The following is a 22,363-nucleotide window of genomic DNA, read 5'->3' on the forward strand; positions in this document are numbered from 1 at the left end:
AGTCGCATTCGGCTCATAGCTCCACGACCGACCGCGAAGGGCGGCGTTGCAGGCTTCTCATGAAACTATTCCATTTTTGCGATGCCGTTTTGCCGCCGATACAGGTAGGGTCGCCTGCGACGAAATGACTGCTTCGCGACCGCGGTGATGGGTGAGGAAAACGGCGAAAAATGACAAATATCAAGCGCTTACGGCTTCGCGACATCGGTTTCCGCCCGGGTGCTTACGAACCCGGACCGCTCAATGCGATCACCGATGTGATGGGTGTCGCGGTGGGCCATGCCACCGTTGTCGAGGCCGACTGCATCCGCACCGGCGCCACCGCCATACTGCCTCATGACGGCAACCTGTTTCAGGACAAGGTGCCGGCCGGCTTCGCTGTGCTCAACGGCTTCGGCAAGTTTGCGGGCTCCACCCAGGTAGAGGAGCTCGGCGAGCTGGAAACGCCCGTCGTTCTCACCAACACGCTGGCGACGGGACGCGCCATCGAGGTCGTCAATCGCTGGACGCTGGCGCAGCCGGGCAACGAGAAGGTCGTGTCGCTGAACGCGGTCGTCGGCGAGACTAACGACTCCCGCCTCAACGATATCCGCGCCGGTCGCCCGACGATCGACGAGATCGGCGCTGCCCTTGCCGCCGCGAAGACCGGTGCCGTCGAGGAGGGGGCTGTCGGTGCCGGAACCGGCACGGTGGCCTTCGGGCTGAAGGGCGGCATCGGTACGAGCTCGCGACTTGTGAAGGCGGCAGGCGAGGTCTTTACGCTCGGCGTGCTCGTCCAATCCAATTATGGCGGCCGGCTCACCGTCTGCGGTCGTGCCTATGAGGCGCCGGCGGCACACGACCGCGACGGTTCGATCGTCATCGTGATCGCGACCGATGCGCCGCTCTCTTCCCGCAACCTCAAGCGTCTGGCCGAACGCGCCTTCGGCGGCCTGGCCCGCACCGGCGCCGCGCTCAGCAATGGTTCCGGCGATTATGCGCTCGCCTTCTCGACGGCTGCCGCCGTTCGTCGCACCAAGGCGCGCCGGGCCGCGATTGCCGACTATCCCGATCTTCCAAACGATCTGATATCGCCGCTCTTCGAAGCGGCCATCGAGGCGACGGAGGAGGCCATCCTCAATTCGCTGACCATGGCCCGCACGACGCATGGTTTCAATGCCGCGAACGGCAAGCCGAGCACGGTCGAGGCGATCTCGCTCGAACGGCTTCGCGCGCTCAGCGAACACTGATTTGTGCCCCTGGATCGCGTTCGGTGTTGCGGTCCATGCGCCTCTGCCAAACCAATTTTTACGGAGCCTACATGTCCCAGCCGTCCATCCGCACCGTCTATCTCAACGGCGAGTTTTTGCCCGAGAACGAGGCGCGTCTCTCGATCTTCGATCGCGGCTTCCTCTTCGGTGATGGCATTTACGAGGTCACCGCCGTGCTTGAGGGCAAGCTGATCGACAGCGCATCGCATATGGCGCGCCTGGAGCGCTGCGCGCGTGAAATCGATGTGCCTTTGCCTGTATCGACCGACGAGATCGTCGCGATCGAAAAGCGGCTGATCGAAGAGAACGGCCTTGTCGAAGGCATGGTCTATCTGCAGCTCACCCGGGGCGCCGAGGACCGGAACTTTCTGTTCTCCGAGGATATCAAGCCGACGCTGGTGCTCTTCACCCAGGCAAAGACGCTGGTGACTGCCCCCATCAAGGGGCTGTCGGTCAAGACCGTGCCCGACCAGCGCTGGGCGCGCCGCGACATCAAGAGTGTGTGCCTGCTGCCGCAGGTGATCGCCAAGCGCATCGCCAAGGCTGAAGGCTGCGATGAGGCGTGGATGATCGAGGACGGGTTCGTGACTGAAGGTGCTTCCTCCACCGCCTACATCGTCACCGCGGACAACCGCATCGTCACGCGCGGCAACAGCCACAAGACGCTGCCCGGCTGCACCCGGCTCGCCGCTCTCGCGCTCGCCGCCGAACAGGGAATGACGCTGGAAGAACGCCCCTTCACGCTCGAAGAGGCGCTCAACGCCCGCGAAGCGTGCCTCACCAGCGCTTCGAACTTCGTTGCGCCGATCACCCGCATCGACGGCAAGGCCGTCGGTGGCGGTGAGCCTGGCCCGGTGGTCAAGCGCCTGCGCGAGCTCTATCTGGAGCGCGCACGACAGACGGCGATCTAGCCGACGGCCGGATCTCCTACCTTGGAAGAGCGAGAAATGAAGCAGGCTCAACGCGACGTCTGCCGGCGCTACGGGGCCGGGTTCGACGCGCTCGACCTATCTTGCAAGCTTGGTATTTCTGCCGGCGCATTGCGAGGGGAACAGCCGCTCAATGGGCTGCGGCATCCGCCCGAGAATGGAACGAATGGCTGGTATATCTGGGGAGGGGAAGAGCTAACTGCCGATCCTGATTTCTTCATGCCTCTCCATGCCCATCATCTGCAGAAACTTTGTGTTTCAGTGCTGCCGTATCTCGCGCTGCCTCCGGGCTGGCGCTTTCTGATTGCGCCTGACTACGAGGATGTCTGGTACGACAGCACACTTCTCGCGCCGCCTGACTAGGACCCGGCTTCCAGGCCCTGCCAGACGCGGCCGACGATCGGCCGGCGGTTTTCCTTGGCGCGATAGAGCCGGATCTCGACACTGACGTCCCAGCGCGGGTCGGCGGCCCTGACCAGCGAGCCGTTCGCCAGCTCATCCGTCATCAGGCTTTCGGGCACCCAGGCGATGCCCCAGCCGGATTCGGCCATGGCTTTCAGCCCCACCGACATGCTGCCTTCGTGCACCCTTTGCGCCGGCGGTAGCTCGCGCCCGATCAGATCATCCAGAAGCTGGCCGAAGAACGACGATTTTTCGTAGCTCAGATGCGGGAACGGCTTCGTGCCGCCTTCCAGCCGGTGCAGGGGCTCCCCCGCTTCATTCGCCGCCGAAACGGGGATGATGCGTTCGTGGCCGAGCACGCGATGTTCGAAGGCCTGCGGGTCGAGCAGGTGCGGGACCTGGGTATGGGCGTAGGTCAGCAGGAAGTCGCATTCGCCGTCGACAAGCGAGTTGAGGTTTTCCTCCATGCTGCCGGAATCGGGGCGAAGTCGGGAGAAGAGCGGCCCGCTCCGGGCGTTGACCCGTGTCATCCATGCGGGAAAGAAGGTGAAGGAGAGCGTGTGCAGCGCTGTCAGCTTGATGGTGCGGGCGTCGGAGCCTTCCTCCTGCTGCAGATTGCGCCTTGCCTGGTAGAGCTGTTTCAGAGTCTCCTGCGCCACCGGCACGAATTTCGACCCCGCCTCCGTCAGGCGCGAAGGATAGGTCGCGCGGTCGACGAGCGTGGCGCCGAGCCAGGCCTCCAACTGCCGGATGCGGCGGCTGAAGGCGGATTGGGTGACATGGCGCTCGTCCGCCGCCTTTGAGAAGTTCAGCGTACTGGCGAGCGCCAGAAAGTCCTCAAGCCATTTGATTTCCACGGGCATGCACTCCTGAAGTCCGGTCCGTCATTCGCCGGCGACCGGACTTCTTTTGTGGCAGCGCCCGCGCGTCATCAAGAAAAATCAGGCGCGGCGGCGATATTCGATCATCCGGGCTCGGCTCGTCACCAGTTCGAGGTGATCGGGCCCGAGGAGATGCAGGCAGATGCGCTTGACCCAGGGCCCATCGCTCAGCGTGAACAGGAAGCGACCATTGCCGAGCGGAGTGAGCGCCATCGTCTGACGAACGGGGCCGACGCCCATCAGGACCGCGCCGTTCTCGACCGTGAATTCCGCCCCTTCGTCGGAGCGCCAGACCCCGGAGAGCGACGCCGGCAGCGGCTCATGCGTCGCCGCTGGAAGGAAGCGTCGCGCGGCATGGCCGACCTCGCCGACAAGGGCGGAGCCGTCGCGGCGCAGCCTGAGAGGGGATGAGGCCGAGCGCGACGAGGCCCAGCCGTCGCCGTCGTCATAGAGCGTCTCATCCGCATCGAGATAGGTGCAGGTGCTGCCCTTGACCTCGACCCACCACGGACCGGCCTCCGTCACGTAGAGACCGTCGCCGAGATCGGCTGCCGGGGTCGGCAGAGGAATGCCGGTGAGCGCTGCCATGCTTTCGAGCGCGATCTTGTAACCGTTGGTGTCCTCGCGGTTGGAGACCACGACGAAGCCGGCGCGCGTATCGGGATCGAGGAGGAAATAGGTCTTGTAGCCGGGATGTGAACCGCCATGGCCAACGAATTCGCGGCCGCCGAGCGACGAGTTGCGCAGGCCGAGCCCGTATCCTGTTGGTCGCCCGTCGGCGAGATATCGGGGCGCCTGCAACTTCTGCAGAAGACCGGCGAAGCGGCCTTCGCCACCGAGCAGCGCCTGCAGCCAGGTGGCAAGCGCCCCGGCGCTGCCGGTGAGGCTGCCCGATGCGGAAATGTGCAGGCCAGCGGCAGAAAGCTGCCAGGTTTCGCCCGAGTGCCAGTAGCCGGGAACGAGGTCCCTCACCGGATCGTTCCAGACATCCGGCGCCTTCAGCGCGATGCCAAGCGGGGCCGCGATTTCCCGTTGGACGAAATCGTCGAAGCGGAAGCCCTTGCGCTCCAAAGCCGCTTCGATGAGGCGATAGCCGGTGTTGGAGTATGAGACCTCGGTGCCGGCGTCAAAGTTCAGCCGCTCCAGGCGTGAGAGGTACTCCAGCAGCGGTCCGGCCCTGGTCTCCGTGTAGACGGAGAGGCCGAGCAACGACAGGCATTCGCGGGTATCCGGCAGGCCGCCACTCATGTCGAGCGCCTGCCCGACCGTCACGTCCGCAAGTGGCGCCCGCAGTTCCGGAAGATGCTGGCCGAGCGGATTGTCGAGACCGATAAGGTCGGCATGCGCGAGCACCATCACTGAGAAGACGTGCTTGGTGAGGGACGCATAGCGCACGACGCTGTCGAGCGTGAACGGCGCGGATGTCGCGAGGCTCTCGACGCCGGCCGCATGCGAGAAGCGCGGTCCGGATTCATCGAAGCCGATGACCGCGCCGCCCGGTTCGTCTGCCACCCATTGTGCGGTCAGGCGTCTCGCAGCCGCTTCGGCGGCTTGCCAATCCAGCGGTGCCGGCATCGTCATGTCCATTCTCCAATTCTGGTCGCAGTGGTTTCCCACGCGTATCTCCGACTAAGCACGACAGAACCTCGTGCCGCCAATTCCGATTCCGGCAGGGCCTATGCACGGTTTGCATTTGCCCGGTCCGCCTGCATTGCGTTAGGCCGGCGGGGAAAAAGGGTGCGGTTCCCGCACCCAATGTCTATGGTCCGTCGGCGACTATCCATGAGTCGCACTTGAGGACAACAGGTTGAGAAGGCGATCCAGAATTGGCGACGCAAGCGAAAATCCCGGTCTTTGACGGACATAACGACGTGCTGTCGCGGCTCTGGCGTTCGCCGGGCGGCGCTGCCGAGCGCCGCTTCCTCGAAGGCGTCGATACCGGGCATATCGATCTCGACAAGGCCGCGGCGGGTGGCCTTGCCGGCGGCCTCTGCGCCGTCTACGTCGCCTCGCCCGGCCTTGCCAAGGATGGCAGCGGCGAGTTTGCAACGCCCGATCAACAAAGCGCACTCGAAGCCACGCTCGGCATGACGAGCCTGCTGATGCGGATCGAACGCCAGTCGGAGGGCCGGCTGAAGATTTGCCGCAGTGCTGCCGATATCCGCGCCGCCATGGACAAGGATGCCTTTGCCTCGGTGCTGCACATCGAGGGTATCGAGGCGGTCGGCGCCGATCTCGACGCGCTCTATGTGCTTCACGCCGCGGGTCTGCGCACGCTCGGCCCCGTCTGGAGCCGGCCGAACCTCTTTGCCTATGGCGTTCCCTTCCGCTTTCCCTCTTCACCCGATATCGGTCCAGGCCTCAGCGAGGCCGGCAAGGATCTCGTGCGCGCCTGCAACGAGCTGAAGATCATGCTTGATCTCTCGCACATGAACGAGCAGGGCTTCTGGGACATCGCCGCGCTGTCGCAGGCGCCGCTCGTCGCCTCCCATTCCAACGTGCACGCGCTCTGCCCGCATAGCCGCAACCTGACGGACCGTCAGCTCGACGCGATCAGGGACACCGGCGGTTTGGCCGGCATCAACTTCGGCGTCCTTTTCCTGCGCGCGGACGGGACCAGGAACACGGATACGCCGCTCTCGCTCCTTGTCGACCACATCGACTATATCGTCGAGCGTATCGGTATCGATCATGTGGCGCTCGGCTCTGACTTCGACGGTACGGCCATCCCTGCTGCGATGCGCAGCGCGGCCGATCTGCCGCTGCTCGTCGACCTGCTGCGCACCCGCGGCTATGACGATGCGGCACTCGCAAAGATCTGCCACGGCAACTGGATCTGCGTGCTGGAGACAACCTGGGGCGGGTGAGCGCCGCGCTCAGCCGCGAAGGACGTTAGGTCCTTGAAGCGATCGGCAAGCCTTCGAGCAGCACGCTGATCGCGCAATCGACGACGGCCGATCGCCGATCCCTGGCAAAAAGCCCATACTGGACGGCAAACGGCTTCGGTACGGCTGACGAGGCGGGCAGCGCCCGCATCGTGCCCGCGCGTATCGCGTCCGGCGGAAGCAAACCAATGCCGAGCCCGTTCTCGATCGCGGCCTGCAGCGCCGTGATGCTCTGGCTGGTAAAAGTGATCCGGTGTTCCCGGCCCTGGTCGGCCAAGGTCTCGATCATGCGGCGGCGCCAGAGGCAGGGTGCGGCGAAGGCAACAAGGTCGATCGGTCGGGTCTCGTCGAAGGCGTAGTCCGTCCCGCAGACCCATTGCAGCTCCACATTCCAGGTGGTGAGGGCGTCGGCGGTGACCACGGAGGTCGGCACGACCATGATATCGAGGTCGCCTTCGGGCCAGGTCTTTCCAAGCGCCACGCATTGCTCGACCACCACGTCGAGCCGGATCTCCTGGTAGCCGCGCCGCAGTCGACCGAGCGCTTCGGGCAGTGCCGTCGTTGCCACTTCCTCGGCCAGGCCGACCCGCACGCCACCGCTCAGGTCGGCCTGCCGCAGCCGCGCCGCCGCTTCGTCGCCGAGCGCCAGCATGCGCGTGGCGTATCCGAGGAACAATTCGCCTTCGGGTGTCGGCACGACGCCGCGACCGGTGCGGGTGAAGAGCTGTCGGCCGAGCAGATCTTCGAGCCGGCGCATCTGCATGCTCAGCGCCGATTGCGTGCGGCCGGTCTGGGTGGCGACGCGGTTCAGGCTGCCCTGCCGGCAGACCGCGACGAAGCTGCGCAGGAGGTCGATGCCGATCTGGTCAGATATCATGAAGTTTGAACTCTGTTGTCATTGATATCAGTCTACACGGGTAACTCACGCATGGCTATCTGTCAGATGTGATCAGCGAGGAAGGCGAGGCAGCATCAGGCAGATCGGCATCGGCCGCCGCCTGGAGGCTGCCAGGACCAGCCAACTCAACCAGAGGACCAGATCCATGAAAGCTATCCGCGTGCATCAGCACGGCGGGCCCGATGTGCTCGCCTACGAAAATTTCGAACTCGGCGAACCCGGCCCGGGGGAAGTGCGCGTGCGCAACCGGGCGATCGGCGTCAACTTCGTCGACATCTATTTACGCAGCGGCGCCTACCCGCCGCCGCAGCTTCCATTCATCCCAGGTAAGGAGGGAGCCGGAGAGGTGGTCTCTGTCGGGCCCGATGTCGAGGGCTTCAAGCCGGGTGACCGCGTTGCCTATGCCGAGGCGCTCGGAGCCTATGCCGAGGAACACAATGTGCCGGCCCGTGTCCTCGTGCATCTGCCTGAGGATATCGACTTCGAGACGGGTGCGGCGATGATGCTGAAAGGGCTGACGGCGCAATATCTGTTGCGTCGCACCTTCCGGGTCGGGGCCGGCCACACCCTCCTCGTTCATGCGGCCGCGGGCGGTGTCGGCCTTATCCTGACGCAATGGGCGAAACATCTTGGAGCAAAGGTCATTGGCACCGTCGGTTCGCCGGAGAAGGCCGAATTGGCGCGGGCCAATGGTGCGGACTACGTGATCGACTACGGCAAGGAGAACTTTGCAACGCGCGTACGCGAAATCACCGAAGGCGAGGGGGTCGACGTCGTCTACGACAGCATCGGCAAGGCGACGTTCGAAGGTTCGCTCGACAGCCTGCGCCCCTTCGGTCACTTCGTCAGTTTCGGCGCCGCTTCCGGCCCGATCCCGCCCTTCGACATCACGACGCTGGCGCAGAAGGGATCGCTTTATGCCACCTGGCCGCTGTTACCGGCGCATCTATCGCGGCGCGAGGACGTGCTGGCGATGAGCAAGGATCTCTTCGACGTTGTCGCGCGCGGCGCGGTCAATATCCGCGTGCACGCGCGTCTGCCATTGGCCGAGGCAGCCGAGGCGCATCGCCGGCTCGAAGGACGCCAGACGACAGGCGCCTTGGTGCTCCTGCCGTAAGGCTAGCGATGGGGCGATATGTTCTAAGAACTCGTGGCGGCGCTGGCTGTGGCGCCCGTCACTTGCCTTCGGCGATCCCCTCGAGCCGGTTCTCGGCCCGGGTCACGGCGAGGCTGTCGGTGGGGCTTCCTGAGGGCGCTCCGTCGCCGAAGACGTCCATGGTGCAGGTGTGCAGGATCGTGGTCGGCTCACTGGTGTGGTTCCACATCGTATGGGTGCGCAGCGACGGGAAATGAGCGGAATCGCCCGCTTCGAGAACCATCGCTTCGCCGTCCACCTCCAGCGTCAACGCTCCCTTCAGGATGAAGAAGATTTCCTCTCCCTCATGCGACATTGGCTCGCTGCGATGGCCGGGCGGCTCGTGGATAATAGTGCTTCTGAGCACGTTGCCGGGAAAGGAGGCGGAGAGCCGCTCATAGGAGACGGCCTTGCCGCTTTCTCCGCCGAGCCCGTAGACCGGACGGTGTTCGCGCCGGGTAAATGGCGTCGCCACCTTCGGCGGATTGAGGAAGCTGCCGGCCTCGACTTTCAAGGTCCGGCAGACGGCGATCAGCGAGGTCAGCGACGGGACGGTGATGCCGCGCTCGATCTGCGAGATGAAGCCGACGGAAAAACCGGCCTCGTCGGCGACCTCTTGAAGCGTCATCTTCAGGGCCTTTCGCCGTTGGCGCAGGCGATCGCCGAGCGGCGGCGTTTCTGCCTCGCCGGTCGAAGCGCCGCTGGCATGGTCCGTCGTCACTGTCTGTCCCCTTCTCGTCTCTCCTCAAGCTAGGGCGCGGCCCGATTTCCTGTCAATCGTTTTTAGATATCCTAAAAATATCGGTTGCGCCCGAAAGGTCGGCTCGGGGTGAATAGCGCGAGATCGGTCAGTTGCTGCGCGGCTGTTCGACGGTCGCCGCCACGATGCGGCGCACGAGCGGAAGAACCACGAGCAGGCTCGGAAAGGCGACCAGCCAGGAGAAAGCCCAGGCCTTGATCCATAGTGCGAGAATATCGGGATGGATGCCGTTGCCGATGGCCGTCGAGACGAAGGAGACGATGCCCGACATCAGGACGGAAAGAACAAGCGGCATGACGATGGCCTGGTATCGATGCGGAAGCTTTTTTGACATGAGGTGAACTCCGGGGGGTGAAGGGAATAGGTGTGGCCGCCGACCGTTAGGCCTGCGCCAGCTCGCGAATGAAACTCTCGAGATTGCGCGGTTCGCGCTGAAGAGCGGCGCGCAGCGTCAGGCTGTTTCCGCCAAGTCCGACTTCGGCATAGTAGGCGTGAACCTTGGACAGCAGCTCCAGCTGGTGGTCGGTGTATTTCGCGGCGATCGGTTTTGCCCATTCGTGAAAGCCGATGGTTGCCGCAACGATCGGCCGACCGAGCGCGGCGCTCATCATTCGGGCGATTTCCTCGCGGTTGTGCCGGCCCTCGGCACTAAGTTCCAGCGTCGCATGGGCGAGCCGGTCCTCCGTGAGGGCAATGGCCGCGACTTCGGCGACATCACGGTAGTCGACACGGGCGATGCGCGTCGCTGTCGGAAACGGCTCGGCGAAGCTGCCGGTGGCAAGCACGCTCGCCCAGGCCGACCGCAGGTTCTGCATGAAGTTTGCCGGATGCAAAATGGTGTATTCGAGCGGCGAGGAATAGAGCGCGTCCTCCACCGGGATCTTTGCTGCATGGTTCTTCAGCCGCACATGGGTTGGCTGGATGACCGAGGAGAAAACGAACTTCCGGACGCCGGCGCGAACGGCGGCTTCGACCATCGATACGCCCATCGCCGTCTCGTCCGGCGCAAAGGCCGGGCCGATGTGGAAGACGCCGTCAGCGCCCTCAAGTGCCCGGTCAAGGCTGGTGCGCTCGCGCAGATCGCCGATCGCGATCTCCGATGCACCGAGCGATTTCGCAATCGCGCCCTGCGCTTCGTCGCGGATGAGGGCGCGGACCCTGGCGCCGCGCCGCGCCAGTTCGGGAAGGACAAGGCCGGCGAAGCGGCCGGTGGCACCGACGACAAGGATCGTGTTGGAGCGCTGGTTCATGGGGTCCGCCTTTCGAGCCGTCGTGATGTGACGATCTCAAGCTAGTGCTGCACAACAATGCGGACAATCGACGCAAAATGTGATTTATTCTCCAGCAAAACGGGATTATCGAATGAGCCGCATCGAAGATCTGGAGGCCTTTCTGGCCATCGTCGAGCAGGGGAGCCTGACGGCCGCAGCGAAACGCCTGGGCAGACCGTTACAGACGGTCAGTCGGTCGCTCGCCATGCTCGAAGCCGATGTCGGTGTCGAGCTGGTGCATCGCACGACTCGCCGCTCGATGCCAAGCGAGGCGGGCGAGAGCTTCTATCTGCGCATCAAGCCTGCGGTGGAGGAGATACACGACGCGCGCGAGGAGGCCGCACAGCGGCGCTCCGAGCCGTCAGGCGTGCTGCGCCTTGGGGCGCCGAATCTGTTTGCGCCGCGGTTCCTGATACCTGTGATCGCCGAGTACATGGCGAAATATCCGGAAGTCGAGGTCGATCTCGACCTCTCCGATGCCTTCGTCGATCTGGCAGCGAGCGGACTCGATCTGGTCTTGCGGATCGGCGATCTGCAGGATTCTGGCCTGACCGGCAAGCGCCTGGGCGCGCTTCGCCGCGTCGTCTTCGGCTCGCCCGCCTATTTTGCGAGCTTCGGCCGGCCGTCTCATCCGCAGGAACTCGCTGCGCATCGTTGCGTCACGCGCACGGGCGACGAGCGACCCGGCGTCTGGATGTTCAGCATCGACGGGCGGGCTCGCGCCGTCAAGGTGAGCGGCGGGTTTCGCACCAACTCGATGAATGCGATCTATGCGGCGGTGGAGCAGGGCCTCGGCCTTGGCTTTTCGCCGCTCTGGCAGATCAAACATCTGATCGATGCCGACAAGGTCGAAACCGTGCTTGAAGACTTCGAGCCGGCCCCGGTGCCGATCCATGCGCTGTGGTTGGAAGGGCGGACCCCATCTGCAAAGATCCGCCGCTTTCTCGATCTGCTCGGCGCGCGGTTGAAGCTCGACCGCCTCTGAAGGGCTTGGGCTGCGCCGCCCCGTGAAAAGCCGCCTATTTCGCGAATTTCTTGGCGCCGGCAACGCAGAGCACGATCGCGCCGGTCGCGGCCAGCATGCTCCAGCTGACCGGCTCGCCGAGAAGTGTTGCAGCGAGTGCCAGGCCGAAGAAGGGCTGCAGCAACTGCAACTGTCCGACGCCGGCGACGCCGCCGAGCGCAAGGCCGCGATACCAGAAGACAAAGCCGACGAGCATGCTGAAGAGCGAGACATAGGCAAGGCCCGCCCAGGCGCCGTTGGTGACGGCTGCGAAGGAGGCCGGCAGCGTGAAGAGCGTCAGCGCCAGCATGATCGGCAAGGACAGGACCAGCGCCCAGCAGATCACCTGCCAGCCGCCAAGCTTGCGCGAAAGGCTGGCGCCTTCGGCATAGCCGAGGCCGCAGACAATGATGGCGCCGAGCATCAGGAGGTCGCCGACGGGCGATGCGGCAAAGCCCTGCACCAGCGCGAAACCGACGACCGCGGCGCTGCCGAGCGAGGAAAAGAACCAGAAGGCTGGGCGCGGCCGCTCGCCGGCACGAAGCACGCCGAAGATCGCGGTTGCCAATGGCAGAAGTCCGACGAAGACGATCAGATGCGCCGAGGTGACGTGCTGCAAGGCCAGCGCGGTTAGCAGCGGAAAGCCGAGCACGACGCCGAAGGCGACGATTGCCAGCGAAACGAGATCGGCCTTCGCCGGTCGCGGCTGGCGGAAGATGAGAAGCAGCAAGAGGCCGAGCAGGCCGGCGATCGCCGCGCGCGCGACCGTCAGAAACACCGGATCAAAGTCCATCACTGCGACGCGGGTCGCTGGCAATGATCCGCTGAAGATCAGCACCCCGAGAAAACCGCTCATCCAACCGTCTGCCGTCTTGTCCATAGCATTCTCCTTTTTCGTCTGTATCCGTCGAACGGACTGGCTCTGCCAGAGACAATGCGGTACAGTTTTACAAAACTGTATTGGATGTATGAGCAGTACGGATGACGGTTCAGGAGTTGGAGCTCGGCAGCGAAACGCTGCTCGAAGGCGTGATGGCGACGATCCGGCAGCGGATCGCCGGGCGTGTCCTAACGCCGGGGGCGAAGCTTCCGTCGATCCGCGCCTTCGCCAACACCATGCGCGTTTCGAAATCCACCGTCGTCGAAGCCTATGAACGGCTGGTGGCCGAAGGTGTCATTCGCTCGAAGCCCGGCGCCGGCTTCTTCGTGGCGGCGCCGCTGGCGCCTCTGTCTTTGGCCGAGATCGGTCCGCGGCTCGACCGGGCCGTCGATCCGCTGTGGGTGTCGCGCCAGGCGCTGGAAACGGGCGATAGCGTGCTGAAGCCCGGCTGCGGCTGGCTGCCGCCGAGCTGGATGCCGGAAACTGCAATCCGCCGTGCTCTTAAATCGGCATCCAAGCTGGAGGCGAGCGGGCTGACGGACTACGGAACGCCGCTTGGCCATCGGCCCTTACGCCAGCTTCTGGCGCGGCGTCTCGGCGAGCACGGCGTCGAGGCATCGCCCGACCAGATCATCCTGACGGAATCCGGGACGCAGGCGATCGATCTGCTCTGCCGCTTCCTGATTGAGCCAGGCGATACGGTCGTGGTCGACGACCCCTGCTATTTCAATTTCCATGCTCTGCTGCGCGCCCATCGGGCAGAGGTCGTGAGCGTGCCCTATACGCCTTCGGGGCCCGATCTCGAGAAATTCGCTGAGGTTCTCGCAACCCACCGGCCGCGGCTCTACATCACCAATTCCGGGCTTCACAATCCGACAAGCGCCACGCTCTCGCCGGTCGTCGCCCATCGTCTGCTGAAGCTTGCCGAACAGGCCGGGCTGACGATCGTCGAGGACGATATCTTCGCCGATTTCGAGCATACGCCGGCGCCGCGGCTTGCCGCATTCGACGGGCTCGAGCGTGTCGTGCAGATCGGCAGCTTCTCCAAGACTCTCTCGGCCTCCATCCGCTGCGGCTTCATCGCCGCGCCGCGGGGGTGGATCGAGGGGCTGGTCGACCTGAAGATCGCCACCACGTTCGGTGGGCCGAGCCTTGCGGCGGAGCTGGTTTTTGCGATGCTCAAGGACGGCAGCTACCGCAAGCACATGGAGGCGCTGCGCGAGCGCCTGGCACGGTCGATGAACGAGACGGCGGCGCGGCTCGGGGAGATCGGCATCACGCCATGGATCGAGCCGCAGGCCGGCATGTTTCTCTGGTGCCGTTTGCCCGATGGCATCGACGCGGCCGAGGTGGCGCAGAAATCACTGCAGCAGGAAATCGTGCTGGCGCCCGGCAACGTCTTTTCTCACGCCGGAACCGCCAACGGCTTCATGCGCTTCAATGTTTCCCAGTGCGAGGACGCGCGGCTGTTCAAGGTCCTGCCCGCGATCATGCGCCAATGCGTCGTCGGGCGCTGAAGTTGACCTGTCCGGTTCATTGCGCCACTGCACGTTTTGCAGGCAATCGCCGGCATCTACTGACGCTGGATCTTTGATCGCAGACTTGCCGCCCTGCTTTGCCGCGGAGTCGGGCAGGTTTGCCTATTTTTTGTGCGAATCGCTGCTTCCTTGCGCTGTGCCATCGGTTCGGCAGCCATCGCACCTGCTTCTAGCGACCCCTTTTTCTGGATTCTCGACGCTTAATCCGAGTTGGCACGATTAATGCTTCTTAACGCTCATCGGTCGTCGGGCAGCCAGTCTGGATTGCCCAACCGCTTCGGAACCAAGCCATTCCTGGCGTCATGTGAGAGAACGAAATGACAAAGTTTAAGCTCGAATACATCTGGCTCGACGGTTACAAGCCCACCCCGAACCTGCGCGGCAAGACCCTGATCAAGGAATTCGATGCTTTCCCGACGCTGGAACAGCTGCCCTTCTGGGGCTTCGACGGTTCGTCGACGATGCAGGCCGAAGGCAGCAGCTCGGACTGCGTGCTGAAGCCGGTCGCCGTCTATCCGGATCCGGAGCGCAAGAACGGCGTTCTCGTCCTTTGCGAAGTCATGATGCCGGATGCCAAGACGCCGCATCCGTCCAACACCCGCGCTACGGTTCTGGATGACGACGGCGCCTGGTTCGGTTTCGAGCAGGAATACTTCTTCTATCAGAACGGCCGCCCGCTCGGCTTCCCGGATGCCGGTTACCCCGCGCCGCAGGGCCCCTACTACTGCGGCGTCGGCTTCAGCAACGTTGGCGACGTGGCCCGCAAGATCGTCGAAGAGCATCTCGACATCTGCCTGGCTGCCGGTATCAACCATGAAGGCATCAACGCGGAAGTCGCCAAGGGCCAGTGGGAATTCCAGGTGTTCGGCAAGGGCTCGCGCAAGGCTGCCGACGAAATCTGGCTTGCCCGCTACCTGCTGCAGCGCCTGACCGAAAAGTACGGCATCGACGTCGAATACCACTGCAAGCCGCTCGGCGACACCGACTGGAACGGCTCGGGCATGCACGCCAACTTCTCGACCGCCTACATGCGCGAAGTCGGTGGCAAGGAATACTTCGAAGAGCTGATGGCTGCTTTCGCCGAAGCTCGTGCCGACCACATCGCCGTCTACGGCCCGGACAACCACATGCGCCTGACCGGCAAGCACGAAACCGCTTCGATCCACCAGTTCAGCTACGGTGTTGCTGACCGTGGTGCGTCGATCCGCGTTCCGCACAGCTTCGTCAACAACGACTACAAGGGCTATCTCGAAGATCGCCGCCCGAACTCCAAGGGCGACCCCTACCAGATCGCTTCGCAGATCCTGAAGACGATCTCCACCGTTCCGACCGACGTCGAAAAGCGCGAAGCCGCCTGATTTTATGGCCCGGCGCACGAGGGCGCCGGGCCAAAAATCGACGGGGTTGCGCTTTTCGCGACCAAACAAAAACGCCCCGGGGTAAGCGGGGCGTTTTTGTTTTAGCCAGTCGGTGGGCGGCTCAGGCCGCGCGCACGAAATGATCGGGCTCGACTTCGCGGATTGTCTCCTGGGTCGCTGCCGAACGCCGGCGCGTTTCATCGGCTTCGGCTGAGCTCACCTGCGCGTTCGGATCGTCGAAGCGGATGTCCGGATCCGGCACTGCCGAGAGCAGCAGCTTGGTATAGGGATGGGCCGGGTTGTCGATGACCTTGCCGGTGTTGCCCCATTCGACGATCTGGCCTGCATACATCACCGCGATATCCTCGGCGACGTAGCGGGCCGTCGCGATGTCGTGGGTGATGTAGAGCAGGCCGAGATTCATCTCGCGCTTCATTTCGCTCAAGAGATTGAGCACGCCGAGCCGCACGGAAACGTCGAGCATCGAGGTCGGCTCGTCGGCGACGATGACTTCAGGCTTGGCCGCGAGCGCCCGGGCGATGTTGACGCGCTGGCGCTGGCCACCGGAAAGTTCGTGCGGGTATTTCGGCGCGACGATCTCAGGATCGAGCTTCACCTGCCGAAGCAGGCCCTTGATCTCTTCGTCGACCGCCGCACCCCTGATGTCAGAACGGTGCAGCATCAGCGGCCGCTTCAGGTGGTAGGCGATGGTGTGGGCCGGATTGAGCGAAGCGAAGGGATCCTGGAAGATCATCTGCACCGAGCGGCGATAGTCGGCGATTTCCTTGGATCCGGCCGCGTCGACGGGCTTGCCCTTATAGAGCAGCCGTCCTTCGCTCGGCTCGTATTCGCGCATGGCGATGCGGGCGCAGGTGGTCTTGCCGCTGCCGGATTCGCCAACGACGGCAAGCGCCCGGCCCGCATGCAATGAGAACGAGATAGCCCTCGCCGCGCGCACGGCGGCGGGGCCATTGCCGAAGGTCTTGCTGACCTTGTCCAGGGTAAGAATGGGTGCGGACATGCCGGTCATCGAAGAACGCCTCCGTGCAGCGAGGGGAAGGAGGCCCAGAGCTTCTTGGTATAGTCGTGCTCCGGTGTCCGGTAGATGGCGTCGGCGGTGCCCTGTTCGACCAGCTTGCCGCCGAGCATGATGCCGATGCGGTCGCAGAACTGCACCATCAGCCCGAGGTCGTGGGTAATGAAGAGTACGGCAAAACCGAGCTTGCGCCGGAGTTCGTTGATCCGCTGCAGGATTTCGCGCTGCACCACCACGTCGAGCGCCGTCGTCGGCTCGTCCATGACGATCAGCCGCGGATCGAGCGCGAGGCAGATGGCGATGACGATGCGCTGGCGCATGCCGCCGGAAAACTGGTGCGGATAATCGCGCATCCGGTCCGGCGAGATATCGACGAGCTTGAGCATCTCGGCGGTGCGATCACGCGCCTGTGCGCGGGTGATGCGCTTGTGCGTCTTCAAGACGTCGTAGAACTGCTGTTCGATGCGCAACACCGGGTTCAGGGAGTTCATTGCGCTCTGGAACACCATCGCCACTTCGCGCCAGCGGAAGTCGGCGAGATCCTTCTGGTCGAGGTCGAGCACGTCGCGGCCGTCGAGCAGGATGGCGCTTTCCTTGCGGATCAGCGCCGGCGGCTTGTGCAGCCGGCTGATGGCAAAGGCGATCGTGCTCTTGCCGCAGCCGGATTCGCCGGCAAGGCCGAAGACCTCACCGGGGGCAACGTCGAAGCTGACATTGTCGACGGCGCGGAAATCGTTGGTCTCGCCAATGTAATCGATGGTCAGGTTCTTGACCGAAAGCAAAGGTGCGGTCACAGGCGGCCCTCCCCGGAGCGGATGAGCGCGGACCAGCGGCCGAGCCGGTTGCCGGTGCGAAGCCGCGGATTGGCGATTTCGTCGACGGCGAAGTTGAGCAGCGACAGGCCGATGCCGAGGAAGGCGAGCGCGAAGCAGGGCGTCAGGATGTCCCACCAGGCGCCGACCGAAAGGGCGGAGGCCTTCTGCGCCGCATAGAGCATCGTGCCCCAGGAAACGACCTTGGGATCGCCGAGGCCCAGGAACTCGAGCGTCGCCTGGGTGATGATCGCGAAGATCACACTGCCGATGAAGTTGATGCCGACGATCGAGATGAGGTTGGGGAAGATTTCGAAGGTCATGATGCGCCAGCGTGGCTCGCCCATCATTTCGGCGGACTTCACATAGTCCTTCTGTTTGACCGACAGCGTCTCTGCGCGGGTGACACGGGCACCCCAGGCCCAGGATGTGCAGCCGAGAATGAGCGCGATGACCCACGGGCTTGCCTGGCCGATGAAGGCGGCAAGCACGAGCAGCAGCGGCAGGTTCGGCACGACCAGCACCATGTTGGTGAAGAAGCTGATGACCTCGTCGATCTTGCCGCCGCGATAGCCGGCGATGATGCCGAGTGCTGTGCCAACAATGGTGATGAGAAGCCCGGCGCCGAAGCCGACGGCGAGCGACGTGCGTGCGCCGTAGATGAGGCGGGCGAAGACGTCCTGGCCGATACGGGTGGTACCGAGCCAGTGCTCGAGCGACGGTGACTGATGCGGCCGTCCGACGCGCGCGCCCGGGTCATAGGAGGTCAGCAAGGGGGCTGCGATCGCGACAGCCAGGATGAAGGCGACGATCAGCGCGCCGACCATGGCCTTGCGGTTGTGAATGAGCGGAAAGGAGGAGGTCTTCATATCACGCCCTCTTCAGTCGCGGGTCGAGCAGCACGTAGCTGACGTCGACGATGAAATTGGCAATGAGCATGGTGGCGGTCATGATCAAGAGCTGTCCCTGGATGACGGGGTAATCGCGGGCGAGGATCGCCTGGTAGAGAATGTTGCCGAGGCCCGGATAGTTGAACACCACCTCGGTCACCAGCGAGCCGCCGAGCACCGTGCCGATGGCGATGGCAAGGCTCGAGACGGTCGGCAGCAGGGCGTTGCGCGCCGCATACCAGATCATCACGCGGGTGTCGGAAAGCCCCTTGGCGCGGGCCATGACGATGTAGTCTTCGCCGAGCAGGTTGATCATGTTGTTGCGCATGGTCACGGCGAAGCCGCCGGTCAGAACGGCGCAGAGCGTCAGCATCGGCAGGATGCCGTGGTAGAGGATGCTGCCGAAATATTCGAACGTGAAGGCGGGATCGAGCGCCGGATCGGCGGCATAGCCGGTCGGGAACCAGCCAAGCGTGAAGCCGAAGGTGAAGACGACGATCAGCGAGGTGACGACGGCGGGAACCGAGGTCGCGAAGATCGCGCCGACGGAAACGATGACGTCAAACAGGCTGCCGCGGCGCCAAGCCGCGAGAATGCCGAGGAAGGTGCCGAGCACGAAGCTGACGATGGTGGCAGTTCCCATCAGGCCGACGGTCCAGACGAGTGCGTTGCCGAGCACGGTGGTCACCGGCAGCGGGAAATACTTGATGGAACGGCCGAGGTCGCCGCTGAAGATGCTGCCGAGATAGGTGAGGTACTGCTGCCAAAGCGGGCCATCGACGAAGCCGAAGGTGAGTTTCAGGGCCTGCAGGCTTTCGGGCGGCAGTTCAGCGCCGGCGCTCGAAAACATGATCTGCACCGGATCACCGGGCATCAGCCGCGGCAGGAAAAAGTTGATCGTCGCCGCTGCGACGAAGGCCGCCAGATAGAAGCAGAGGCGGCGAAGCAAAAAGGCCATCGGGAACTCCATCGACTGCGGCTGCCGCAAGAGCGCGTCAGGCGGCAGGGCTGTCTTCTTATCGAACCGCCCGTGGAGACTGACCCCAAGGACGATTGCGTGGCGGACGAAAAGCGCCCGCCACCGTTGCCGATCGAGATGCGGCGCCCTCCCGGATCGTCGTCCGAAAGGGCGCCGCGCCTTCGATCAGGGATCACTTCACCGGTTCAAGCGCCAGCAGGTGCAGAAGACGCGCCGGGTTGTTGCGGGTGATCGACGGGTTGACGAAGGGGTTTTCCGCCGTCGCCCAGCCCTTGAAGCGCTTGGTGTTGTACTGGTACCAGTTCGGGTTGTTGAACACCGGGATCATCGGCATGTTTTCGGCGACGATGCGCTGTGCCTTGTTCATCGCTTCCTTCTGCTTGGCCGGGTCGGCGGTCTGGGTGAACTCGGTCAGAAGCGCTTCGACATCCGGATTGAACCAGCGTTGCGAGGTAAAGCGGGTCTTGCCCTTGTCCGACGCGCTGAAGGCGCGCTTGTAGGGGTAGTAGGGCGAGGCCGATGCCGGCAGGCTGTTGATCGCCGCATCGAAGGTGCCGTTGATGAGGTTGCCGGTCCAGACCGCTTCCTCGGGCGTCTCGATCTTGCCGTCGAGGCCGACGGCCTGCAGGCCCTCGACGGCGATCGTCACCGTGTCGATCCAGTCGGTCCAGGAGCTCGGAACGATGATCGAGAACGAGATCTTGCTGCCATCCGGGTTGTCGCGGAAGCCGTCGCCGTCCTTGTCGGCGTAGCCGGCCTCGTCGAGCAGCGCCTTGGCGGCATCCGCATCGTACTTGCCGTACTTGCCGAAATCGGCGGCGACCGACGGATCGGCCCAGCTCTTGTAGAGCTCGCCCATTCCTGCCGGGTCTTCGTTGAGCGTCGGGTAGCCGTAGCCGGCGACGTCGACCATGGTGCCGCGGTCAAGCGCCATCGAGGCGGCACGGCGGAACTTCACGTCGTTGAAGGCCTTGCGGTTGTTTTCGTTCGCCGTTTCCTGGTTGAACAGGAAGGCGACCATGCTGCTTGGCGAATACCAGAAGTGGAAGTGTTCCGGATCCTTGGCGACATAGACGTTCTCGATATCCGGGATGAAGGAGACGCCCCAGTCGAGCGTGCCCGACGCGGTCGCCGTCAGGATCTGGTTATTGTCGGCAAGCTGCGGGAAGCGCACGCAGTCGACCTTGAGCGTTGCTGCGTCCCAGTAGTGCGGGTTGCGGCACTGGTCGTAGGTCTGGCCGGTGAAGCGCGGGATTTCGGTCAGCGGACCGCTGCCGACGGGCGCCTCGTTGGCGTAGGTGACCGGCTCGGCAATGTCCTTCCAGACGTGCTCGGGCACGATCGGCAGCTGCGCCAGCTGTTCGGCGGCAAGCGAGCTCGGATTGGCGAGCGTGAAGCGCACGGTCTCAGCGTCCACGGCCTCGACACCGGTGATGAAGGTCCAGATGCTGACGAAGTCGAGCGCCGGGAACTTCTTCAGGTAGTCGTAGGTGAACTTGACGTCGGTCGCCGTCAGCGGCTTGCCGTCGGACCACTTGAGGTTTGGACGAAGCTTGAACTCGATCGACTTCAGGTCGTCCGAGAGCTTGAAGCTTTCGGCCAGCCGGAAGACCGGCTTGTTGCCGTCGAAGCGGTTGAAGACGACCAGCGGCTCGTAGATGAAGTCGAGCGTGCTCTGGCGCGCCGAGGTCTGGTTGAACGGGTTGAAGTTGCGAACCCAGGTGGTCGCCGGCTCGATATTGGCCGTCAGCACGGTCTGTGCCGCCGCCGGGCCGGCGATGAGGGCGAGCGCGGTCGCTGCGCCGAGAAGCGATTTTTTCACGGTAGTTCCCCTTTTAGATCGCTAGGATTTCTTGTTTCGGTCAGGCAACGAGGGCGCTGTTGAACATGTCCTCGACTTCCGCATGCACGGCGCGCACATCGACCTTGAGCGTGCCGAGCCGGGCGTTGGCGGCGTCGATGCGTTTCTGCGCGGCGGCGGTCAGCGGGCTTGCCGCCTTGGCTGCCGCTTCGCTTTCGGCGAGATCACCATGGCTGTGGAGCGCGATGTCGAAGCCGGCATCGAGCACCTGGCGAACACGCTCCGGCAGGGTGCCGCGCAGCGATTCCATGAAGATGCAGTCGGAGATGAGGACGCCGTCATAGCCCATGTTTTTGCGGATGACGTCTTGCATGATCGGCGAGATGGACGCCGGCAGTTCCTTGTCGAAGGCCGAGTAAACGACGTGGGCGACCATGGCCCAGGGCGTGTCGCGCAGGGCGACGAAGGGCTTGAAATCGGTGGACGTCAGCAATTCACGCGAGGCGTCGACGACCGGGCGCTCCTTGTGCGAATCGAGCGTCGCGCGGCCATGGCCGGGAATGTGCTTCATGATCGGCATGTTGCCGGTCTCGAGCAGGCCGTCGACCACTTCGCGGCCGAGTGCGGCGATGAAGTCCGGGTCGGCGCCGAAGGCGCGGGCGCCAATGACGGAGCTCGTCGTCGAGAAGACGAGGTCGAGCACCGGCGAGCAGCCGCTCGTCAGGCCAAGATCGGTCATCATCGTGCCCATGGCCTGGCTTGACAGGCGCAGGGCCTTCTTGCCGAGGGCAAAGTCACGGCGGGCGAGTTCGGCGAATTCGCCGAAGGAGCGGAACAGCGGCCAGGGGCCGGCGTCGAGATGCTGAACGCGTCCGCCTTCCTGGTCGGTGAAGACGGGAGCGTCTTCGCGGCCGACGGCTTCGCGGAAGCGTTCGATCAGAGCCTTTGCCTGCTGCGGATCACGCAGGTTACGGCGGCCAACGAAGAGACCGAGCGGGTTGGTTTCGCGAAACAGGGCGAACTCGTCGTCCGAAAGCGTAGGGTTCGGAAGACCGACAAAAAGGGCGAGGGGTGTCGAGGACATTCAGAGGCTCCGAGATTGGAATTATTTGGAGGGGCGGCGCAGCATGCCCTGGTAGATCCCCTTGTCGGGGGCGGGGATCGGCACGGCGCCCACGGTCTTTGCGTAGAAATCGACCGGGCCGGCGTCCCCGATGAAGGCATAGGCGTGGCCAAGCGTCTTCATGGTGTCGAGGCAGTCGGAAAGCAGGGCGACGCCGATGCCCTTGCCCCGGGCGACGGGATCGACGCCAGTCGGGCCGAAGAAGCCGGGAGCGGTCGTGTCGTAGCAGGCGAAGCCGACGAGCTTGCCGTCGTCAACCGCGATAAGACAGGCGACGGGCCTACGCGTGAAGGCGACAGTCACCTCGCTCGCCCAGTTCTCGCTGAAATTCTCCCGAACCCAGCCGACGACCAGGCCCATTTCCGGCGGCAAGGCGGGACGGATCGTCACCTTGTCGGTTTTTGTTCTGCGCTTGAGTTCACCGAGGATCGGCGAATACAAGCTCACCAGCATGTCAGGCATATGCTCCTCCACATATTCCTTTATTAAGGAATTGCTGCCTTTGTAATGCAATAGATGGAGCCAACCGGAC

22 protein-coding genes are annotated in these 22,363 nt (G+C 63.9%); 8 read left to right on the forward strand and 14 right to left on the reverse strand.

Features of this window, described 5'->3' with window-relative positions; genetic code table 11:
• Nucleotides 1-170 precede the first annotated feature (170 nt).
• From AC3WVQ_RS21615 to AC3WVQ_RS21625, 3 genes are all read left to right on the forward strand, one after another.
• Complete coding sequence (locus AC3WVQ_RS21615; protein WP_060585760.1) at nt 171-1,229, forward strand: P1 family peptidase; 1,059 nt, start codon at nt 171-173, stop codon at nt 1,227-1,229.
• Nucleotides 1,230-1,300: 71 nt separating this feature from the next.
• Entirely contained in the window at nt 1,301-2,161 is an 861-nt protein-coding gene (locus AC3WVQ_RS21620) for a D-amino-acid transaminase (protein WP_435383554.1), read from the forward strand.
• A 36-nt stretch (nt 2,162-2,197) separates the two neighbouring features.
• The gene (locus AC3WVQ_RS21625; protein WP_435383553.1) at nt 2,198-2,542 is read left to right on the forward strand and encodes an immunity protein Imm33 domain-containing protein; all 345 of its coding nucleotides are present in this window, start codon (nt 2,198-2,200) and stop codon (nt 2,540-2,542) included.
• On the opposite strand, the gene AC3WVQ_RS21630 is transcribed toward AC3WVQ_RS21625, so the two are convergent.
• Both AC3WVQ_RS21630 and AC3WVQ_RS21635 read right to left on the reverse strand, forming a co-directional pair.
• On the reverse strand, nt 2,539-3,438 hold the full coding sequence (locus tag AC3WVQ_RS21630; RefSeq protein WP_201453950.1) for a LysR substrate-binding domain-containing protein: 900 nt from the start codon (nt 3,436-3,438) through the stop codon (nt 2,539-2,541). The genes AC3WVQ_RS21625 and AC3WVQ_RS21630 overlap by 4 nt on opposite strands.
• Before the next feature lie 84 nt (nt 3,439-3,522).
• Entirely contained in the window at nt 3,523-5,037 is a 1,515-nt protein-coding gene (locus tag AC3WVQ_RS21635; protein ID WP_435383676.1) for a serine hydrolase domain-containing protein, read from the reverse strand.
• 251 nt (nt 5,038-5,288) lie between these two features.
• Here AC3WVQ_RS21635 and AC3WVQ_RS21640 point away from each other — a divergent pair, with 251 nt between their 5' ends.
• Nucleotides 5,289-6,329 carry a dipeptidase gene (locus AC3WVQ_RS21640; protein WP_435383552.1) on the forward strand — a complete coding sequence of 347 codons (1,041 nt, stop codon included), beginning with the start codon at nt 5,289-5,291 and terminating at the stop codon, nt 6,327-6,329.
• Nucleotides 6,330-6,354: 25 nt separating this feature from the next.
• Here AC3WVQ_RS21640 and AC3WVQ_RS21645 read toward each other — a convergent pair whose 3' ends face one another.
• Nucleotides 6,355-7,224, reverse strand: coding sequence for a LysR family transcriptional regulator (locus AC3WVQ_RS21645; RefSeq protein ID WP_192439433.1), 870 nt, complete (start codon nt 7,222-7,224; stop codon nt 6,355-6,357).
• Nucleotides 7,225-7,390: 166 nt separating this feature from the next.
• On the opposite strand from AC3WVQ_RS21645, the gene AC3WVQ_RS21650 reads away from it, so the two are divergent.
• Nucleotides 7,391-8,362, forward strand: coding sequence for a quinone oxidoreductase family protein (locus tag AC3WVQ_RS21650; RefSeq protein ID WP_435383551.1), 972 nt, complete (start codon nt 7,391-7,393; stop codon nt 8,360-8,362).
• Nucleotides 8,363-8,420: 58 nt separating this feature from the next.
• On the opposite strand, the gene AC3WVQ_RS21655 is transcribed toward AC3WVQ_RS21650, so the two are convergent.
• From AC3WVQ_RS21655 to AC3WVQ_RS21665, 3 genes are all read right to left on the reverse strand, one after another.
• Complete coding sequence (locus AC3WVQ_RS21655; protein ID WP_063891316.1) at nt 8,421-9,101, reverse strand: helix-turn-helix domain-containing protein; 681 nt, start codon at nt 9,099-9,101, stop codon at nt 8,421-8,423.
• Between the two features lie 127 nt (nt 9,102-9,228).
• Nucleotides 9,229-9,474 (reverse strand): DUF2798 domain-containing protein, encoded by a 246-nt coding sequence (locus AC3WVQ_RS21660; protein WP_034790124.1) that lies wholly within the window; start codon nt 9,472-9,474, stop codon nt 9,229-9,231.
• 46 nt (nt 9,475-9,520) lie between these two features.
• Nucleotides 9,521-10,390 (reverse strand): NmrA family NAD(P)-binding protein, encoded by an 870-nt coding sequence (locus tag AC3WVQ_RS21665; protein WP_268087858.1) that lies wholly within the window; start codon nt 10,388-10,390, stop codon nt 9,521-9,523.
• 112 nt (nt 10,391-10,502) lie between these two features.
• On the opposite strand from AC3WVQ_RS21665, the gene AC3WVQ_RS21670 reads away from it, so the two are divergent.
• Entirely contained in the window at nt 10,503-11,396 is an 894-nt protein-coding gene (locus tag AC3WVQ_RS21670) for a LysR family transcriptional regulator (protein ID WP_492382963.1), read from the forward strand.
• Nucleotides 11,397-11,430: 34 nt separating this feature from the next.
• Here AC3WVQ_RS21670 and AC3WVQ_RS21675 read toward each other — a convergent pair whose 3' ends face one another.
• Complete coding sequence (locus AC3WVQ_RS21675) at nt 11,431-12,294, reverse strand: DMT family transporter (protein WP_034790119.1); 864 nt, start codon at nt 12,292-12,294, stop codon at nt 11,431-11,433.
• A gap of 101 nt (nt 12,295-12,395) precedes the next feature.
• Between AC3WVQ_RS21675 and AC3WVQ_RS21680 the strand changes: the two genes are divergently transcribed.
• Complete coding sequence (locus AC3WVQ_RS21680; protein ID WP_034790116.1) at nt 12,396-13,811, forward strand: aminotransferase-like domain-containing protein; 1,416 nt, start codon at nt 12,396-12,398, stop codon at nt 13,809-13,811.
• A gap of 338 nt (nt 13,812-14,149) precedes the next feature.
• Nucleotides 14,150-15,190 carry a glutamine synthetase beta-grasp domain-containing protein gene (locus tag AC3WVQ_RS21685; RefSeq protein ID WP_034790086.1) on the forward strand — a complete coding sequence of 347 codons (1,041 nt, stop codon included), beginning with the start codon at nt 14,150-14,152 and terminating at the stop codon, nt 15,188-15,190.
• A gap of 121 nt (nt 15,191-15,311) precedes the next feature.
• Here the strand turns inward: AC3WVQ_RS21685 and AC3WVQ_RS21690 are convergent, their stop codons facing one another.
• The 7 genes from AC3WVQ_RS21690 to AC3WVQ_RS21720 all read right to left on the reverse strand — a co-directional run bounded on the left by AC3WVQ_RS21690 (nt 15,312) and on the right by AC3WVQ_RS21720 (nt 22,293).
• Nucleotides 15,312-16,211, reverse strand: coding sequence for an ABC transporter ATP-binding protein (locus AC3WVQ_RS21690; RefSeq protein WP_060585826.1), 900 nt, complete (start codon nt 16,209-16,211; stop codon nt 15,312-15,314).
• A gap of 5 nt (nt 16,212-16,216) precedes the next feature.
• The gene (locus tag AC3WVQ_RS21695) at nt 16,217-17,020 is read right to left on the reverse strand and encodes an ABC transporter ATP-binding protein (RefSeq protein ID WP_034790084.1); all 804 of its coding nucleotides are present in this window, start codon (nt 17,018-17,020) and stop codon (nt 16,217-16,219) included.
• Nucleotides 17,017-17,907, reverse strand: a complete 891-nt coding sequence (locus AC3WVQ_RS21700; protein WP_034790082.1) for an ABC transporter permease — start codon at nt 17,905-17,907, stop codon at nt 17,017-17,019. The genes AC3WVQ_RS21695 and AC3WVQ_RS21700 overlap by 4 nt, the downstream gene beginning before the upstream one ends.
• 1 nt (nt 17,908) lies before the next feature.
• Complete coding sequence (locus tag AC3WVQ_RS21705) at nt 17,909-18,886, reverse strand: ABC transporter permease (protein WP_268087849.1); 978 nt, start codon at nt 18,884-18,886, stop codon at nt 17,909-17,911.
• A gap of 193 nt (nt 18,887-19,079) precedes the next feature.
• Entirely contained in the window at nt 19,080-20,729 is a 1,650-nt protein-coding gene (locus AC3WVQ_RS21710; RefSeq protein WP_440657404.1) for an ABC transporter substrate-binding protein, read from the reverse strand.
• 40 nt (nt 20,730-20,769) lie between these two features.
• Nucleotides 20,770-21,792, reverse strand: a complete 1,023-nt coding sequence (locus tag AC3WVQ_RS21715; protein WP_457578589.1) for a glycoside hydrolase family 3 N-terminal domain-containing protein — start codon at nt 21,790-21,792, stop codon at nt 20,770-20,772.
• Between the two features lie 21 nt (nt 21,793-21,813).
• A complete protein-coding gene (locus tag AC3WVQ_RS21720) occupies nt 21,814-22,293 on the reverse strand; it encodes a GNAT family N-acetyltransferase (RefSeq protein WP_034790046.1) in 480 nt (159 codons plus the stop codon).
• Between the last annotated feature and the right edge of the window lie 70 nt (nt 22,294-22,363).

It is taken from the genome of Ensifer sp. EB106-05-01-XG146 (assembly GCF_058791875.1).